A 17,323-nucleotide genomic window follows, 5' to 3' on the forward strand; every position below is an offset into this window, starting at 1 on the left:
GCCACCGGAGAACTCCTCCGCGAGCTCGTCCTGGACCCCACCAGGGACTACCAACCAACCGGAGCACCCAAAGGCCCCACCCAACGAAGAACACCCCGAACCTGAGGGTTCGGGGCGTCCACGATGTCTTGAGACATCACATTCGTGGGCCCCGTGGGACTCGAACCCACAACCCGCGGATTAAAAGTCCGCTGCTCTGCCAATTGAGCTAGAGGCCCGGGACATGGGGACCTTCATCCGAATGATCCTCAGGAATGACCCGATGTCGCGATGCAGTATCGCAGGTGGTTGGAGATCTAACTCGGGGCGCCTCGTACTCCGATTCGCTGACAGAATAGGGAGAACCCTCGGGACAACTGCGATGTAGTACGCGCTAGGACGATCGGCGCCACGTCGGCGGTCGTTGACGATGACGACGTGTAACTCGCGGGCACTACGGATGCGGTCCGCCATGGTTGCCGCCGACAGTGAACACACGAACACTGCCGAAGATGCTTGGGTCATTTCGCCCAGAAGGACGCGGCTGTTAGGCCTGAGCGGGGCCGCCATCAAAGCCCTTGGCTCGCTGTGCTTGGCAGCTGGGCGCGTCGGTCGGCGGAGCACTCTCACTCACCGTGGCCGGGCTGCTGGTCTGCAATTCGTCTTACTGGTGTGTCTCTATTCGTCGACGCGCGCTGGGCGGAGGTTCTGGCGGACATGACGATGTTGAGGGGAGCTACACAGCATCGGACACAACCGCCCGCCCGTGCCACGAACAACGGTTCTCGCGGCTTGAGGGTTGGTCATCACGATCGAACCCTTACCGACTGAGCTCTGCCTACTAGTCCCCGCCGCCCCAGCCGCCCTGACCGGCACCCCAGCGCTCACCGCTCTTCCGGTGCCCAACCATCTCGCCAGGTACACAGAGCGTCTGAGTTATACAACAGGGCTTGTAGGAAGACACTCGCCGGCTGCAGGCTAGAGGTGTGACCCGCAAAACGGCCGAGTTCCGGCACCGCATCGACGACGTCAGTACCGACCTGATCGACGTCCTCGTCGCTCTGCATCACCCGACCCGGCGATGGCTGATGGAGTTGTTGTACGTCGAGGGGCCGGCCACGGTGGGCGGGCTCGCCGCGCGCACGGGGCTGGCGGTGGGGTCGGTGAGCCACCACCTCAAGCCGCTGCATCGGCAGGGGTTCGTCGTGCCGGCGCCCGAGCTGGCCCGCGACACCCGGGAGAGTTGGTGGCGGGTGAGCGAGCGCCAACTGTCGTGGAGCGCCGAGGACTTCGCGCCCGACAGCCTGGGCCGCAAGGTCGCGGACCAGGCGGAGCTCGAGAACTTCCGGTACCAGGCACGCGCCACTCAGCAGTGGCTCAAGGAGATGGGCCAGGCGACGCCGGCGTGGCGGCGCGCGGCAGGCTCGACCGACAGCCTGGTCCGGGCCACCCCCGAGCAGACCAAGGACCTGCACCAGCGCCTGGGCGCCGTCCTGCGGGCGTGGACCGAGGAGGTCAAGACCGAAGTCCCGGCGCCCGACAGCCGGATGGTCCGGGTCATCCTGCAGATGTTCCCCAGCAGGCCGGTGCAACCGTGAGCGCCACCTCCGCGCCGGCCCTGCTGGGGGCCGCACCGCCGCCGGTGCGTCGCGACCCGATGGTGCTGACCTGGCTCGCGGGCACCACGATCTCGGCGTTCGGCGACGCGGTGTGGACCGTCGCGCTCGCGTGGACCGCCGTACAGACGGTGTCGTCGACGCTCGCGGGCGCTGTGCTTGGGGTCGAGATGTTCCCGCAGGCGGTCCTCGTCCTGCTTGGCGGCGTGCTGGCGGACCGCTTCGACCCCCGGCGCATCCTGGTCCTCGGCCAGGTGGCCCGGGCTCTCGTGCTTGCGCTCGGAGCGCTCGCGTGGCACGCCGGGTTCGACGGCGCGGTGACGTTGTTCGCCATCGCCCTGTCCTTCGGGGTCGTCGCGGGACTGACCGTCCCGTCCGGTGGGCCGCTGCTGCGGGTGTTCGTCCACCCTGACGACTTCGGGACCGTGATGGGCTGGCAGCAGGTCCTCGGCCGCACCATGCGCCTCCTGGGCGCGCCGGCGGGCGGCGTCATCGTTGCCTTGTACGGCCCGGTGGCCGCGATGGTGATCAACAGCGCATCGTTCGCGGTCATCGCGCTGGTGCTCGCCCTGGTAGTGCGGGCCCGGTACGCCGTGCCGCGCTCCGCGCACACTCGCTGGCGGGAATCCTTCTCCGACGGTGTCGCCTACCTTCGGCGCAGCCCGACGGCGCGCATCTTCATCACGGGGCTGACCGCGCTGAACGTGTTCGTGACCCCGGTCGTCGCACTCGGGCTGGCGATCCGCGTGGAGGGATCCGGCTGGGGTGCGCACTGGCTCGGCTTCGCCGACGGCACCCTGGCCGTCGGCGCGATCGCCGGAAGCCTGCTGGCGATCCGCTGGCCGCCGTTGAACGCCGCGCGGGCCGGGTTCAGGGTCCTGGTGCTGCAAGGCGTAGGGCTGGCGATCGTGGGCATGCCGTCCCTGCCGGCCGTGCTGCTGGGGATGTTCACAGTCGGAGTGACGGCCGGCATAGCGTCGGTCTGGCTGTCGGGCGCGTTCCTCAAGGCGATCGACCCGGAGTACACCGGCCGCGTCTCCTCGGTCACCAGCCTCGGTGACATGACCCTGATGCCGCTCTCGCTGCCGGTGCTCGGCGCGATCGCGGGAGCCACCAGCGTGCTGACCTCAACGCTGATCTTCGGGCTTACGATGTCCCTGCTATGCCTGACGTTCGCGACCCGCAAGGCCATCGCGACCCTCACGTGATTCAGACCGTCCCGAAGGGCCCGCCCGTCCGCTCAGGTCGAAGTCCGCGCATGAAGACCCGCGTCACACCGCCGCGTCGGCGCACCCCGGACTACGGGGTCTGACGTTCGGATGGCTGCCGGTCGCTTTCGCGCAGTACTACCGCTTCCCTCGACCGAACATGCGGCGTAATCGATCAGCCATCGACCTCGCCGGCTTGATCTCGACCAGGGTCGACCTATCGGGCAGCGGGAGGTTCGCCGCCTGCTCCGCCGTGAGTGTCGTGCGGACGCAAGAGGTGTAGATCGAGCTGATCTGATCGGCGTCGATGAACCGTGTAGCGTCCGCTGTCTGGACGACGATGCCGTCGAACACCGAGACCTTCTCGTCGATCAGCACGGCCTCCACGGTGGCGAAACGGTGGCCGTCGCTCGTCTGCACCGGCGTGCCCGGCTGGAGCGCGGTGTAGGCGATGGGGTGGTCAGGCGCGTCAGGCATGCAGCAACCCTACGGCGGCCCGCGACGACGGGCCGAGGGCGACCGCCAGGGGATATCGCGGGCGCAGTCAGGACCCGACAATCGACCGGAGGCTAGCTCGCCGCTGGATGGCGCCTGAGAGTCTCTCCTTCGTGCGCGAGGCGGAGCATGACGCGCTCGTGCTCGGTCGGTCCCACCGCGGGCAAGGCCTCCTCGGGGAGCCCCCCACGACCGCTCGGCCTCCCTACCGCGCATGCCCGATTCACGCGGCCAACCTGTAGGTCATTCCGCCGCGTCCGCGCGGCATGCTGCGTGTCGACCCAGGACCTTCCTGCCTGGAGATCGTGCCTGGCGGACCTGTGCTATTGGTCCGACTAGGTGTGGAAACGACGCTCGAGGGGGAGTAATCGTGGCGACCAAGGTCAGGACACCGCACGAGATGGGGGCGACGGCGGGTCGACTTCGTTGACGAAACCATGAGCATGGATCTGCCGCCCACATCACCAGAGCCGCACTCTGGGAGAATGGGGTGTGACCTGGGTAACCACGGCCGATGTCAACCAGTTCATGGACGAGACTGGGTCGTTGTTGGCGGCTGATCCCGTGGCCAACTCGATGTTGCTGACAGAAGCGCGGTTCTGGTCTCGATTCTCCGTCCCGGAACCTCCGGCCTTCTTCGGATGGTGGACCGAGAACGACCGGGCGCAGGCCGCGTTCGTGCACGTCCCGGACCACGCCGCGATCTGTTCGCCGCTCACTGCGGCCTCCGCGGAGAGTCTCCCGCGGGTGCTGACGGCGGGCACGCGCCTCGGCGTCCAGGCGGAGGACGTCGCAGCCGTGACTGCGTCCTGGCGGGCGCATCGTCGACAGTTGCGTCCCATCGGATGGCTGAGCCTGCTCGAGCTGCAGGATTTCCGCACTCCTTCCCGCCCCGCGGGTGTGTCTCGCCCGGCCGTGGGCAGGGACCTGTCGTTGTTGAGATCGTGGTTCGCACTGTTCCGAGCCCGTCATCCTGAGGACGCCAGCCACGTCGAGTTCGTCGTCGACCATCCACTCGAAGACGGGGGCCTCGTCGTCTGGGAGGTCGACGGTCGGCCGGTGGCGATGGCCTCTCGCACCCCGGCGGTGGCCGGCATGGTGCGGATGGGTCTCGCCTTCCAACCCACCGAGGGCACGACGTACGCCGACGCCGCATTTGACGCGGCCTGCGTCGCGGCGCGGGCCGTCTTCGACCATGTGCTCGTGCTCAGCGGGAACGCCGCGACCACAGCCGCGCACAGATCGCGAGGATTCGAACCGGTACTGGATCGAGTCGTACTGGAGTGACGGGATCGGCACGAGCGGGTGCGACATCGGGGCTTGCTTCGCATCGGACCGCCAAGCACCACCCCGGTGCCTCTGCGTCCTTCCGGCTCCCTTCTGTTGTCAACCGCGGGACGAAGGCATCGAGCATCAACTTGTAGATCAGGTCTGACAGGCGTCGTCTCAGACATCGCATGGCTTCCATCGAGGTCTTGCCCGACGCGTTCTTGCGGTCGACGTAGGCACGTCCTTCGGTGGAGTTGCGCAGCTGGACGACGGCCATGATGTGCAGGACTCGGTTGATCTGGCGGTTGCCTCCTCGGGAGAGCCGGTGCCGGACCTGGTCCCCGGAGGAGGCGTCGATGGGTGCGGTGCCGGTCCAGACGCGAAGTGCCCGCGGTCGAGGAACCGGGTGATGTCGCCGACCTCGACGAGCAGCCGTGCGGCGCCGGAGGGGCCGATGCCGCGCAGGTCCAGCAGCCCGGTGCCGGTGGCCTTCACCCGTTCGGTCAGGTCTGCGGCCTTGGTGCGGGCGTAGACCTTCCCCACGACGACAGGTTCCATCGCGACGCGTTTGCTGGTCTTGCCCACGACGTCGCGTGGATGCACCGACGTCATCAGCTTGCGGGCCTGGGTGGCGGACAAGAACACCTTCGCCCCGGCAGGAATCAGCTCCACCAGCAAGGCGTGCAGCTGAGAGACATTGCGGGTGTGCTCCCCACCCAGGTAGCGGCGGCAGTCGACGCCGTGACCCCGGACCTCCGGTCCGGTCCAGTGGTCGAGGTCACGCATCCGGTATCGGAGCGGAAAGAGCTCGCGAGTCGGGCGCGAACCGGAGGACAAACCCGGTCAGGTCCACCCACGTCGGGCGACATCATGGGCCGGTCCCGCTCGCACGCCGCGAGCAGGGACCGGCCCATGACTCAGTTCACACGGCCGTCCGCGTCAAAGTCGAGGTCGCGGTTCGTTCCTTCTGCGCAAGGCGCACCATCCGACAGCCACTCGGGAGGCCGCACCGAACCACCAGATGAGGAACTCGCGATCCACGTGTCATTGCCCAATCTCCGCCAGCCCAACCGAAGCACGTCAGCGTCGCCGACGCATCGCGGCGACACGCGTTGCGCGGGTGTGCCTGTCTGGCTCGCCGTCGCGGTCGTCCCGGTCACGGCGGCCTCCGTCGCGCTCGGGACAGGTGTGGCCTTCGCCGACGACCTGGACGTGGCAACGACGGCGGGCGATCTCCTGCTCCGTCCGGCGCAGACCCCGGTCGCGGCAGGAGCGGCGCCGACCGCGATTGAGGTCAACGCCGCGGGGCCGCCCATGGACCGGCACCGACCGGACCGGCGGCACCCCCACAGGTCCGACGACGCGAAGAAGTCGCCCCGGTCCTCTGCGGAGGGACGGCGGGAGACCCTCGACGGGCGCTCGACCTCGCGGCCTTCTCGGGGAGCGGCGAGAACCTCGGTGCGTCGCGCGCACGTCCGGCTGGCCCCCAGCAGCGCGGTCGAGACCCGGCGGACAGCCGCTCGGTCGCGGTTCAACGACCCCGGGTACTGCCTGGAGTGGTCGCGGCAGCAGGCGGACATCCCGGCCCGCTACCCGGACGCGGCGACAGCCTGGACGCACGCGACGGGCAAGCGGCGCGGCGACCGCACGCCACCGGCCGGGGCTGCCGTCTACTGGACCGGCGGGAGCCAGGGCTACGGCCACGTCGCCATCTCCGTCGGCGGCGGAAAGGTACGTTCGTCCGACGCCGGCGGCGCCGGACGGGTGTCGACGGTCCCGGTGAAGTGGATCACCCGCGAGTGGGGGTTGAAGTACGCCGGCTGGGCCGACTCCATCAACGGCTACACCATCCGAGGCGTCGGCAAAGCCTGACCGCGGCCTGCTGCGGCCCGCCCGATAGAGCTGTCCAGCTCGGGTCACGAGGGCTGGTCGGGACTCTTCCGTGGCTGAGCCCGTAGGTGACGTGTTCGTGCGATCGCCTGGGCCGAGAAGAACGACCTCACGGACTGGACCCGGAGAAGACCTGGTTCGGCGCTCGAGGACGCGGGTCCGATTCCCGCCAGCGCCGCAGCGGGCGAAGCCAGTTGGTTCTGGGTCGCCGCGGTCCGTCGCGCTCGACGGCGAATGTTCCACGCCCGCCCGATGACGGAGGGGCGCAACGGGCTCGTGGTCGGTGCGACCTGCATCCCGACCTGCAGCAGCCGTTCGGAAGTCACCGGGTCGTGAACCGCGGCCTCGCGCAGCAGGCGTTGCAGGGGGGTCGCTGTGCCGGCTGCGGCGCCGACACCGAGCACGCGGGCGCGGTCGCCATACGGCGTGCTGTCGACGGAGTACACCGGCCAGGGGGCTCGACCATCCCGCGGACCTCGCGGCTCGCGGTGCCCCACGCGACGACGTAGCCGCGGTCCGGGATCTCCTCGAAGTTCGAGGTGAGGGTGCGGATGCCGGCCAGTGCGAGGGTGCCGTCGGGAGTGAGGTCGGAGGAGGTGGTCTTGTCCCGGCGCCTTTAGCGCAGACCTGGCGGCTCAGCCGGTGCCTGCACCCGCGGCTGCGGCCAGCAGCTCCTCGCGGTCCACGATCTTGGTCCGCTCCCGCCCGTTGCTGCGGCCGAGCTCGGCTTCCGCGATCTCGATGCAGCACCAGCCCTGCCAAGGGACCACCCTGGCGTCGCGCTCGGCCAGCAGGCGGTCGACCGCCTCCGGGTCACGGACCGGGGCGGGAGGCAACGAGGGGGCATCCGCAAGGAGGGCGGCTACCGTCTCGCGCGCGTCGCCCTTGTTGCTGCCGATGACACCCGTGGGTCCGCGCTTGATCCAGCCCGCCACGTACTCGCCGGGAACCACCTCGCCGGACTGCAGCACGCGTCCCGCCGAGTTCGGGATCACTCCCGTGCGCTGGTCGAACGGGAGGTCGGGAAGGGGGCGGCCGCGATACCCGATCGAGCGCAGGACCAGCTGGACGTCGAGCTCTGAGACCAGTCCGGTCCCGGTCGGGTTCCCGGTCTCGTCCGGACGAGTGCGCTCCACGCGCAGACCGGACACGTGCGAGCCGCCGAGGACCTCCACGGGGCGGAGGTTGAACCGGAGGTGGATACGTCGGGGCCGAGTGGTGGTCGGCCGTTCGGCCCATTCCTGAAGCACGTCGTAGTTGCGGCGTGCGCGCGAGTCCTCTGCCAGGGTCTGACGGCTTGCCTCGTCGAGCTCGAGCTCGGCCGGGTCGACGACCACGTCGGCGTTGGCCAGGTCGCCGATGTCGCGGAGCTCCTTGGTCGTGAACTTCGCCTGCGCCGGGCCGCGGCGCGCGAGCAGGTGGATCTCCTTCACGCGGCTGTCCGCCAGAACGCTCAGCACATGGGACGGCAGGTCGGTCACGCGTAGCTCGTCAGCGGACTTCGCCAGCATCCGGGTGACGTCCAGCGCCACGTTCCCGGCGCCGACGACCGCGACGCTCTGCGCGTCCAGGACGAACTTGTCGACGGGGGAGTCTGGATGACCGTTGTACCAAGCTACGAACTCCGTCGCGGAGAAGCTCCCGGGAAGGTCCTCCCCCGGGATCCCGAGCCGACGGTCGATGGCAGCGCCGCAGGCGAAGATGACGGCGTCGTAGTGACGGTGCAGGTCCTGCAGGGTGAGCTGGGTGCCGATCTCGACGTTGCCGAGGAACCGCACGGCGGGACCTTCCAGCACCTTCTTCAGCGTCGCGCTGATGGACTTGATCTTGGGGTGGTCGGCCGCAACCCCGTAGCGGACGAGTCCGTACGGGCAGGGCAGCCGGTCGATGACGTCGACGGCCACGTCCCCGTGGTCGACCAGGGCGCCGGCGGCATACACCCCGGCCGGGCCCGAACCGACAACCGCTACGCGGAGCACGGTCCCAGTGTCGCGCGGATCGGCGGCAATGCCCACCTGTCCGGGGTCCGGCCCTGGTGACGGCAGGCGTATGCCGACGGCGCGACCGTCGGCGGGACGCGTCGGTCAGGCCGGTCGTGGCCCGGATCCGAGACCGGCGTCGCGGGCCCGGGCCACTGCTTCGGCGCGCCCGGTCACGTGCAGCTTTGCGAACACGTTGGACACGTGGTTGCGCACGGTCTTGTCGCTGACGAAGAGACGCCGGGCGATCTCGGCGTTCGTCAGCCCGCGCGCCACCAGGTCGAGCACCTCCCGCTCCCGTTCGGTCAGCTCGGGAAAGGGCTCGGCCGACGTCCCGGGCCGACCGCCCGCGAAGAACGCGAGCACCCGTTGGGCGATCGAGGACGAGAACACCACCTCGCCGTGGGCTACGGCGTCGAGGGCGCGTGCGATCTCGGCCCGGTCGGCGCCCTTGAGCAGGTATCCCTTCGCCCCGGCGCGCACCGCAGCGAACACCGACTCGTCTCCCTCCAACATGGTGAGGACCAGCACCGCGACCTCCGGCTGGGCGCTGCTGATCGCGCGCGTGGCGTCGACCCCGTTGAGCTCCGGCATGTGCAGGTCCATGACGACCACGTCGGGGGTCAGCTCCGCCGCGAGCCGCACCGCCTCGGCACCGTCGCCCGCCTCGCCGACGACCCGCTTGCCGGGCATGGTCGAGATCGCACCGACCAGCCCCTCCCGGTAGAGCGGGTGGTCATCGACCACGAGGACGCGGATGTCCCCGGTCCCGCTCACGCCGTCCGCCGGTCTTCGCGCCCGACGTCCTGCAGCGGCAGCCGTGCGGCCACGGTCGTCCCCGTCTCCCCGGTCACGAGGGTGAACGTACCCCCCAGCTCCTCCGTGCGGGCGCGCATCGACCCGAGTCCGACGCCGTCCACGGTCGGCTGCCTCAGCCCGTGCCCGTCGTCGCGCACGGTGACGAGCAGGCACTCGTCGTCGCGGACCACCGACACCGCGACCGCCTTGGCGCCGGAGTGCCGCACCGCGTTGGTGACGGCTTCGCCGGTGATGCGGTACGTCGCGACCTCGACCGCCGCCGGCAACGCACCCAGGTCGTCGGCCTGGACCGTCACGGTGGTCGTGCCCGAGAGCCGCGCTGCGAGCTCGCGGACCGCAGCGGCGAGACCCAGCTCGTCCAGGGTCGGCGGCCTCAGCTCGTGCACCAGGGCCCGGACGTCGCCGACGACCGCGTTGATGCGGGGCGCGAGCCGGGCCAGCAGCGCACCCGCAGCCTCGGGGTCCTCCGCTGCGAGGTCGCGGGCCGTCTCGACCTGCAGGGCCAGGGCGGCGATGGACGGCCCGACCCCGTCGTGCAGGTCCCGGCGGAGCCGTCGGCGTTCCTCCTCGCGCGCGACGACCACCAGCTCACGGGAGCGGCGCGTCTCCCGGGCCAGCATCACGGTGTGGACCGCCACGGCGGCCTGCGCGGCGAGACGGTCGAGCTGCGCGCGTTCGGCGCTGCCGAAACCACCGGCGCGGGCGACCGTGAGTGTCCCGAGCCGCTCCCCGGCGTACTCCAGCGGCAGCTCCACCGCGCTCTCGTCCCCGCCCGCAGGTTCCACGCCTTCGACGAGCACGGACCCGTCGGGCAGCCGGAGCCGCAGACCCGAGGCCCGCAAGGCATGCCCGATCCGGCCGACGACCGACGGGAGCACGTGGTCGACCAGCTCGTCGGGGTCGGCGGCCGCCGCGAGCCGCTCGCCCAGTCGGGCCAGCTCGTCCCAGGGCTCGTCGTCGTCGCCGTGCACGCGCCGGTTCACGCGCCGCTGCAGCCACCGGTGCAGTGGTGGCATCAGCGGTGCCACCACCGCTACGGCGATCAGCGCTGCCGCGCCGGACGCGCCGTCGACGGCGAGGTCGACGAGGCCGACGACCCCGGCGTACCCGACCACGGCGACGACCGAGGCGGAGACGTAGACCAGGGTTCGGGAGACCACCACCTCCACGTCCCAGAGCCCGAACCGCAGCACGGCGACGGCCACCGCCGCGGGCAGCGGGAGCATCGCGGCTGCGGCGACCGCTTCCGTGATCGGGACCGGCAGCACCCGCGCCAGCGCGGCCAGCGCGAGGGTGGCGGCGACACCGAGCAGCACCCACTTGAGCTGCTGACGCGCGACCCCCTCGGCCCGGTGCCATCGGACGACCAGCGCCGCCACGGCGCTGCCTGCCGCGAGCAGGGTCACCGTCAGGACGAGTGCCTGGACCGGTGCGGATGCCACGAGGTCGACGCCGACCGGGTTGGTGCTCCCGGCCAGCGGGCCCGGGAAGTCCTGGGCGTCGTACGGCGTGAGCGCCCAGCTGCCGCCGGCGAGCACGACCGCGGCCAGCCCCAGCACAGGCACCGCCCGCCACCGCGGGGAGGGGACCTGGCCGTCGGGAAGCAGCCCGGGCAGCAGGGCGAGGATCGCGACGTAGCCGGGCGCCCACGACCAGGAGCCCAGCCACAGCATCCAGTCGGAGCCGGGGACGGCCTGCGCCCACTCCGACGCCAGCACCGACACCGCCGCGAACAGCGCGATCAGCAGCACCGTCGACCGCAGCCAGACCGTGGCGGCCCGCCTCACCGCGAGGGCGAGCAGGCCGTAGGCCACCGCCACCGCCACCTGCATCAGCCAGAACGACGGCGTGACGGTGCGCCCGGCCGCCGCGTTGACGGCGTGGAGCGCCATGCCGACCAGGCCGCCGAGGACGGCGAGGAGCCCACCTGCTGTGTACACGCGGTCATTCTGGCGGCCGGGGAGTCCCGCCGTCACGGGACGAGAAGTCCCGACCAAGGTCGTGATCCGGGACCGTCGTGGCTGGGACAGGTCCGGGCACACAGTCGACCTCACACCTCATCCGTTGTCATCGAAGGAGCAGCTCATGTTCAGCAACACCGCCACCACCACCGCCACCACCACCGCCCCGAGCGCCGCCGCCACCACCACCTCGCGCCCGGGTCGCCCCCCGGCTCCGGTGCTCACCGCATCGGTGCTCGCCATCCTGCTCAGCCTGTTCGCCGGGTACGGCGCGATCTACTTCACCGGGCTCGAAGGCTGGGACGCCGCGGGCGTCACGTTCGTCACGACGTACGAGGCGACCGTGGTCCTCGCGCTCGTATCCGCTGTCGGGCTGTTGCGCGGCTCCTCGCACGGCCGGGTCGGGCTGGTCGCCTGGGCCGGGTTCATCGTCGTCTTCACGATCATGAAGCTGGTGACCATCCAGGAGCTGTCGGCGATCCCGTTCGGCGTCGTCGGTCTGCTGGTCGGCGCTCTCGCCCTGCACCCGGCGGCGAGGCGCTACGCGGCCTGACCACCGCCGCCCCGGCTGCGCATCTCCCCACGATCACCTCGCGGGGAGATGCGTGCCGGTGTTCTCTACGCCGTCGCGCCGATCAGGAGGACACCGGGGCCAGGCAGCCGGCGGCCCGACCGACCACGTCCAGCCCGGTGCGGTCGCCGTCGGCGTACGTCTGCGGCGATCCGGCGTGCAACGAGGGGTACATCACCTGCTGCCGGTCGGCCACGTGCATCAACCCGACGGCGTGCCCGAGCTCGTGCCCGAGAAGCCCGGGGCGCGTGACGCCGCCCTCGGTCAGGGACGTGCTCCACGAGCGGGTGTCCGGGACGTCGATGACGACGTACGCCGATGTCACGCCGTAGGAGATCGAGCCGTCGGTGCGGCCCTGCCACCCGAAGTTGTAGCCGCCGTACCCGGCGGTGGGCCCGGTCAGCGGGTAGTCGGTCTGCTCGGGCCGGACATAGGCCACGACCAGCTCCGCCGGTTGCGAGCCCGCGTTGTCCGACCTCGGCACGAACGAGGTCTTCCCTCGGTAGGAGAACCGCAGGCCCGAGGCCTTGGCGAGCTGGCGCACCTTCTTCTTGGCCTCGCGCACGGCGCTCGGCCGATCCGAGCGGCCGAGCGCGCCGGCGTTGACCTTGAAGGTGATCCGGTCGCCGCAGGGATCCCAGCGCACGGTCGTAGTCGAGCCGTCCGGCAGGGTCGTGGTGCTGACCGCGTAGCTGCTGGCCTCCGCGGCGTTCACCGCCGGCGACGTCGTGAGCCCGCCGGCGGCCATCGTCGCGACCGACATCAGCAGACAGGAAGCACGAAGTAGGCGCATCAGATCTCCCCCCAGGACGCCTGAACTCACCGACAAGTACAGCGTCGTGCGGCGCCGTGCGCAGACATTCCATGAAAATTTGCCCATTCCGGGCGCGCGTGGCATTCGCCACGCTCAGGCGAGGGCCGACGGCACGCTCAAGGTCACCGACCCGCACCGATCTCGATCGGAGGTCAGAGCTCGCGGATCTCCAGGAACCAACCGCGCACCGGCCAGTCCAGCTCGGCCTCGGCCGAGCGAGGCTCCCCCTCGAAGGCGTGCTGGTAGGAGATCGCCCGGGGGACCGCCCCGGTGCGCCGAGCCAGACCGACGTACTCGACCAGCTCGGTCCGCGTCGCGAAAGCCGTGAACGGTTCGAGGTAGGCGTCCCGCACTCGCAACACCAGGGGGTCGTCGACCTCCCTCTTGGCGTGCCAAGAGATGGAGTTCATGGTGCAAAGCATCGTCGCGAGCGGGAAGCCGACGTAGGTGTCGCCCCAGTCGATGATCCGGGCGGTCTCCACCGACCCGTTCCAGCAGACGTTCGAGGAGTGCAGGTCGTCGTGCTGCACCGAGTCGGGTACGCCGGAGTGGGCCAGCGCCTCGCACCACGCGTCGTACTCCGGTAGCAGCGCCTCCATCGACGCCGCCTCCTCGCGGGTCAGCCCGCCGTCCTCGGGGGCCGCCCCGGCCAGCTCGTCGAGCAGCCTGCGGGCCCGGTCGGGCAGCGTGGCGGGGGAGAGGTCCTGGGCACCGGCCTCGAGCAGGGTCGCTCGGTGCTCCGCCAGCCGGATCTGTGCCTCGGCGTACCGCGTCACCACCCCCTCCCACCAGCCCCACAGCTCCTCCGGCGGGGCGACCGACCGCATCACGGGGCCGGCGTCGCGGGTCAGCGTCCACGCGCGCTCGACGTCGGCGGCGAGCAGCTCCGGAGCCAGGTCCGGCACCAGCCGGCTGAGCCGCTCGACGACGCCGGTCTCGAAGCTGGTGCCGGGACCGTTCACCTTGAACCACAGCCGGCCGCCGTCGCTCTCGAACCGGATCGCGCTCGACCACGGACGGCAGTGCGGCTGCTCCCACTCGCCGTTGAGCGACATGCCCAGCGGGCGCACCTGGTCGGCCACCCAGGCACGGGCCTCCTCCACGAACGTGGGGCTGCTCCACAGGTCCACCGGCATGCCGAGCATCCTGGGCCAGACCGCGGCGGCCCGGCAACCTGAAAAGAGACCGCCCGGGCGTGACAAACGGGCGCGAATCGGGCGAAGTCCTCAAGGTACGCCCCGGCCTCGTCGATAGATAAGCGTGCGGACCGGATGCCGCACCGAGGACCGAGTGACTGAGGAAAACGACGATGTGGCTGCCGGTGCGTTCGCTCACCGCCTCACTGCTGGCACTGGTCGCCTTCGGTCTCGCGTCACCGCCGACGAGCGACGCGCCGCTCCAGGGTCCGGCCGCCGCCGCGACGCGCTGACGCGGGTCGGGAGGTCCTTCGGGTCGGGGGAGACCGAAGGGCCTTCCTCCCGTGTCCGACCCGATAACCCCGACGCCACCTTTACTTTGCGGATAGCCTGACCTGGCCGCACGAGCTCGGGGGAGGTCCACATGCCGATGCCCACGACGGCACGTCGGGTTGGCGACCGACGGCGTCGCACCCGGTACGCCGTCAACCCGTTCCGGGCCACCAAGGTGCCCAGCCCCTACGGGCTGCACCTGATGAACCGGATGGGCTGCGGCTTCTCGGTCCGCACCTGGGAGCAGATGCGGACCGCCGGCGGTCCGTCCGCGTGGTTCGAGCAGCAGCTGAACCCCGACACCGTGCCCGAGCACCCCAAGGTGGGCTACCTCGACAGGTGGTTCCCCGAGCTGTTCGAGACGCCCGCGGTGAAGTTCACCAAGAGCAAGGTCGGCTACGGCTACGCCGACCAGCTGTCCAGCTGGACGATGCTGCGCCGGATCTACTCCCACCGCCAGGTGCAGGAGACGATGGTCGACTTCTGGTCCAACCACCTGCACGTCACCGCCGTCGGGGGTACGGCGTGGGTGCAGCGGTTCCACTACGACCAGACGATCCGGCAGCACGCCCTCGGCCGCTTCGAGGACCTCCTCGTCGCGTGCACGCTGCACCCGTCGATGCTGCTGTACCTCGACAACTTCCGGTCGGTGAAGGACGCTCCCAACGAGAACCACGGCCGCGAGCTGCTCGAGCTGCACACCGTGGGGCGCGCGTCCGGCTACACCGAACAGATGGTGAAGGACTCGGCCGTCATCCTCAGCGGCTACCGCGTCGACTTCCGCGGCACCTGGGAGATGCGCTACAACCCGCGCCAGCACACCCAGCGCCCCGTGCAGGTGCTGGGCTTCACGCACCCCAACGCCGACGCCGACGGATCCGCGATGACCGTCGACTACCTGCGCTACCTCGCCCGCCACCCGGCCACGGCGCGCACCATCGCCACCAAGCTGGTGACCCGGTTCGTCGGCGACTACCCCCCGGCCGCGCTCGTCGACCGGCTCAGCCAGGTCTACCTCGCCGCCGGCACCGACATCCGCGCCGTGCTCCGCGCGCTCGTCAGCAGCCCGGAGTTCCAGCAGTCCGCGGGTCAGAAGATCCGCACCCCGGTCGACGACCTGGTCGCGACCGCCCGGGCGCTGCAGGTGCGGGCGAGCAGGCCGACCGGTGGTCGGGCGTTCGCACACCGGATCACCCACCAGCACCGCAGCCTGCCGCTCTACCAGTGGCCGAGGCCGGACGGCGCCCCCGAGCGCAACGCCGACTGGGCCTCCGCCGCGCGGATGCTCAGCTCGTTCCGGATGCACTGGGACCTCGCGTCGGGCTCGTCCCCGGAGCGCGACGTCCGCTACCGCAAGCCGCAACGATGGCTGCCGCGCAAGTCGATCCGGCTCGACCGGTACGTCGACCACCTATCCCGCAGCCTGCTCGGCCGGAGGTCCACGAAGACGATGCTCAAGGCCGTGTGCCAGGCGACCGGCTACAAGCCGGACGAGAAGATCGATCGCAAGCACGAGCTGGCGCGGGGCCAGTTCGTCCGGGTGGCCGCCGTGCTGCTCGACTCGCCCCAGCACATGTCGAGGTGACCGGCGCCCATGACTGAACTGACCGACACAAGCGTCCCGCCGGCATCGGCCGTGACGGCGGACCTGGGTGGCTGCTGCGAGGAGTTCGAGAAGGCGGCCGGCCTGTCCCGCCGCCGGTTCCTCGCCGGCATGGCCGCCACGACCGGCGCGGCCGTCACCACCTCGGTGTTCGGCGACGCGTTCCGCCAGGCGTCGTTCGGCAAGGCGGTCGGCAACAACGTGCTGGTGGTGATCAGCCTGCGCGGCGGCGTCGACGGTATGGGAATGGTCGTCCCGCACGGCGACCCGGCGTACTACGCCGCCCGGCCCACGATCGGCATCCCGGCCACCTCCCTGTTCGCGGCCGACGCGATGTTCGGACTGCACCCGTCGCTGCGGCCGCTGGAGTGGCTCTGGACCGCCGGCGAGCTGGCCGCCGTCCACGCCGTCGGGATGGAGGTGCCGAACCGGTCGCACTTCCGGGCGATGGAGGAGATCGAGGACGCCGACCCGACGTCCGGCGTACGTCGCGGCTGGGTCAACCGGATGGTCGGTCTCGGAGGCGGGAGCCAGCCGTACGACGCGGTCGGGCTCGGCGACCCGGTCACGCCGACCGCACTGGTCGGCCCCGCGCTGTCGCTGACCGCCGAGAGCCTGGAGGACGTCTCGTTGGCCGGCGCCGACGGTGACTTCCTGAAGCGGCGCAGGCGCCAGCTGCGCACCACGTGGAAGCGGTCGCCGGGCGCGCTCGGCGACGCCACCCGGGCCGCGCTGAAGACGGTCAAGGACCTGCGGCCGGTCGTCGAGGACCGCTACCAGCCAGCCGTCAGCTACCCGAAGGCGTACCCGGCGGCGGGCCTCTCCGCCGCGCTGAAGGACACCGCCCGGTTGATCAAGGCCGACGTCGGCACGGAGGCCGTCTCGGTCGACTACGGCACCTGGGACATGCACAGCGACTACGGCCGCCTCGACGCGGGGCGGATGCAGCGGATGATCGGCGGCTTCGCCAACGCCGTCGACGCGTTCATGCGCGACCTCGGCACGACGCGGAGCCGGGTCACGGTCGTGACGATCAGCGAGTTCGGCCGGCGGGTCGCGCAGAACGGCAACAACGGCCTCGACCACGGCTGGGGCAACATGATGCTGCTGATGGGCGGTGGCGTCCGGGGCGGCTACCACGGGAGCTGGCCGGGGCTGGGCACCGACCGGCTCGTCGACGGCGACCTGCAGGTCACCACCGACTACCGCAACGTGCTCGGCGAGGTCGTCGCCCGCCGGTTCCCCGACCGGTCACCGACGTCGGTGTTCCCCGGCCTGGTCTACCGCCCGATCGGCGTGGTGGTCTGACCCGCATCTCCTCCCGGCACCGGGTGGACGTGCGCCGTCGGCGACCGGTTCACGCACTGTTTGCGACGCCCGGTGAATCCGCACTCGGCAGGAAGGCCCCGACATTGGTAGGGTTTCCAGCACAGCAGGTGCAAAGTTCCACAGGTCTAGCAACGCCTTCATCCAGAAGGTCGACGTCCGCGGAGTTTTTGTGATCCGGCGACGTTTTCTCTTGAGTCATTGCTTGAGGGGGCACGGCGTTTCACCCGCATCTGATGCGGGGCCGTCGAAGTGGCGGTCTCACGCCCCGTTAGAGGAGTAAGTGAGCATGGCTCAGGGCACCGTTAAGTGGTTCAACGCCGA

Annotated in this window: 14 protein-coding genes and 1 tRNA gene; 7 read left to right on the forward strand and 8 right to left on the reverse strand. The window is 70.6% G+C overall.

Going from position 1 to position 17,323, the window contains the following annotated elements; all coding sequences use genetic code 11:
- Nucleotides 1-145 precede the first annotated feature (145 nt).
- Nucleotides 146-218, reverse strand: a tRNA-Lys gene (locus tag VFH10_RS06520).
- Between the two features lie 747 nt (nucleotides 219-965).
- Between VFH10_RS06520 and VFH10_RS06525 the strand changes: the two genes are divergently transcribed.
- Both VFH10_RS06525 and VFH10_RS06530 read left to right on the forward strand, forming a co-directional pair.
- Nucleotides 966-1,577: a transcriptional regulator gene (locus tag VFH10_RS06525; protein WP_325127140.1), complete on the forward strand. Its 612-nt coding sequence runs from the start codon at nucleotides 966-968 to the stop codon at nucleotides 1,575-1,577.
- On the forward strand, nucleotides 1,574-2,803 hold the full coding sequence (locus VFH10_RS06530; RefSeq protein WP_325127142.1) for an MFS transporter: 1,230 nt from the start codon (nucleotides 1,574-1,576) through the stop codon (nucleotides 2,801-2,803). Before VFH10_RS06525 ends, VFH10_RS06530 begins: the two co-directional genes overlap by 4 nt.
- Nucleotides 2,804-2,941: 138 nt before the next feature.
- On the opposite strand, the gene VFH10_RS06535 is transcribed toward VFH10_RS06530, so the two are convergent.
- Nucleotides 2,942-3,280 carry a hypothetical protein gene (locus VFH10_RS06535; protein WP_325127144.1) on the reverse strand — a complete coding sequence of 113 codons (339 nt, stop codon included), beginning with the start codon at nucleotides 3,278-3,280 and terminating at the stop codon, nucleotides 2,942-2,944.
- Nucleotides 3,281-3,790: 510 nt separating this feature from the next.
- On the opposite strand from VFH10_RS06535, the gene VFH10_RS06540 reads away from it, so the two are divergent.
- On the forward strand, nucleotides 3,791-4,585 hold the full coding sequence (locus tag VFH10_RS06540) for a hypothetical protein (RefSeq protein WP_325127146.1): 795 nt from the start codon (nucleotides 3,791-3,793) through the stop codon (nucleotides 4,583-4,585).
- Here VFH10_RS06540 and VFH10_RS06545 read toward each other — a convergent pair.
- Entirely contained in the window at nucleotides 4,506-5,336 is an 831-nt protein-coding gene (locus VFH10_RS06545) for a transposase (RefSeq protein WP_414689841.1), read from the reverse strand. The two genes, VFH10_RS06540 and VFH10_RS06545, sit on opposite strands and share 80 nt — an antisense overlap.
- Nucleotides 5,337-5,689: 353 nt before the next feature.
- Here VFH10_RS06545 and VFH10_RS06550 point away from each other — a divergent pair, with 353 nt between their 5' ends.
- Nucleotides 5,690-6,439, forward strand: coding sequence for a CHAP domain-containing protein (locus VFH10_RS06550; protein WP_325127150.1), 750 nt, complete (start codon nucleotides 5,690-5,692; stop codon nucleotides 6,437-6,439).
- Between the two features lie 653 nt (nucleotides 6,440-7,092).
- Here VFH10_RS06550 and VFH10_RS06555 read toward each other — a convergent pair.
- The 3 genes from VFH10_RS06555 to VFH10_RS06565 form a co-directional block, all read right to left on the reverse strand.
- Nucleotides 7,093-8,436: an FAD-dependent oxidoreductase gene (locus VFH10_RS06555; protein ID WP_325127152.1), complete on the reverse strand. Its 1,344-nt coding sequence runs from the start codon at nucleotides 8,434-8,436 to the stop codon at nucleotides 7,093-7,095.
- A 105-nt stretch (nucleotides 8,437-8,541) separates the two neighbouring features.
- Entirely contained in the window at nucleotides 8,542-9,213 is a 672-nt protein-coding gene (locus VFH10_RS06560; protein ID WP_325127154.1) for a response regulator transcription factor, read from the reverse strand.
- Entirely contained in the window at nucleotides 9,210-11,195 is a 1,986-nt protein-coding gene (locus VFH10_RS06565) for a sensor histidine kinase (RefSeq protein WP_325127156.1), read from the reverse strand. Before VFH10_RS06565 ends, VFH10_RS06560 begins: the two co-directional genes overlap by 4 nt.
- 145 nt (nucleotides 11,196-11,340) lie before the next feature.
- Here VFH10_RS06565 and VFH10_RS06570 point away from each other — a divergent pair, with 145 nt between their 5' ends.
- Nucleotides 11,341-11,769: a hypothetical protein gene (locus VFH10_RS06570; protein WP_325127157.1), complete on the forward strand. Its 429-nt coding sequence runs from the start codon at nucleotides 11,341-11,343 to the stop codon at nucleotides 11,767-11,769.
- An 82-nt stretch (nucleotides 11,770-11,851) separates the two neighbouring features.
- Here VFH10_RS06570 and VFH10_RS06575 read toward each other — a convergent pair whose 3' ends face one another.
- Nucleotides 11,852-12,550, reverse strand: coding sequence for a matrixin family metalloprotease (locus VFH10_RS06575; protein WP_325127159.1), 699 nt, complete (start codon nucleotides 12,548-12,550; stop codon nucleotides 11,852-11,854).
- 203 nt (nucleotides 12,551-12,753) lie between these two features.
- Nucleotides 12,754-13,737 carry a phosphotransferase gene (locus VFH10_RS06580; RefSeq protein ID WP_325127161.1) on the reverse strand — a complete coding sequence of 328 codons (984 nt, stop codon included), beginning with the start codon at nucleotides 13,735-13,737 and terminating at the stop codon, nucleotides 12,754-12,756.
- Between the two features lie 424 nt (nucleotides 13,738-14,161).
- Between VFH10_RS06580 and VFH10_RS06585 the strand changes: the two genes are divergently transcribed.
- Nucleotides 14,162-15,655 (forward strand): DUF1800 domain-containing protein, encoded by a 1,494-nt coding sequence (locus VFH10_RS06585; RefSeq protein WP_325127163.1) that lies wholly within the window; start codon nucleotides 14,162-14,164, stop codon nucleotides 15,653-15,655.
- Between the two features lie 9 nt (nucleotides 15,656-15,664).
- The gene (locus VFH10_RS06590; protein ID WP_325127165.1) at nucleotides 15,665-16,981 is read left to right on the forward strand and encodes a DUF1501 domain-containing protein; all 1,317 of its coding nucleotides are present in this window, start codon (nucleotides 15,665-15,667) and stop codon (nucleotides 16,979-16,981) included.
- The last annotated feature ends 342 nt before the right edge of the window (nucleotides 16,982-17,323 follow it).

Origin of the sequence: Nocardioides sp. (assembly GCF_035697785.1) — a bacterium.
Classification (GTDB): domain Bacteria; phylum Actinomycetota; class Actinomycetes; order Propionibacteriales; family Nocardioidaceae; genus Nocardioides_B.

Coding starts and splice junctions, on each gene's coding strand:
- VFH10_RS06535 (WP_325127144.1), bottom strand. CDS start 3,280: ATGCCTGACGCGCCTGACCACCCCATCGCCTACACCGCGCTCCAGCCG.
- VFH10_RS06570 (WP_325127157.1), top strand. CDS start 11,341: ATGTTCAGCAACACCGCCACCACCACCGCCACCACCACCGCCCCGAGC.
- VFH10_RS06575 (WP_325127159.1), bottom strand. CDS start 12,550: ATGTCGGTCGCGACGATGGCCGCCGGCGGGCTCACGACGTCGCCGGCG.
- VFH10_RS06580 (WP_325127161.1), bottom strand. CDS start 13,737: ATGCCGGTGGACCTGTGGAGCAGCCCCACGTTCGTGGAGGAGGCCCGT.
- VFH10_RS06585 (WP_325127163.1), top strand. CDS start 14,162: ATGCCGATGCCCACGACGGCACGTCGGGTTGGCGACCGACGGCGTCGC.
- VFH10_RS06590 (WP_325127165.1), top strand. CDS start 15,665: ATGACTGAACTGACCGACACAAGCGTCCCGCCGGCATCGGCCGTGACG.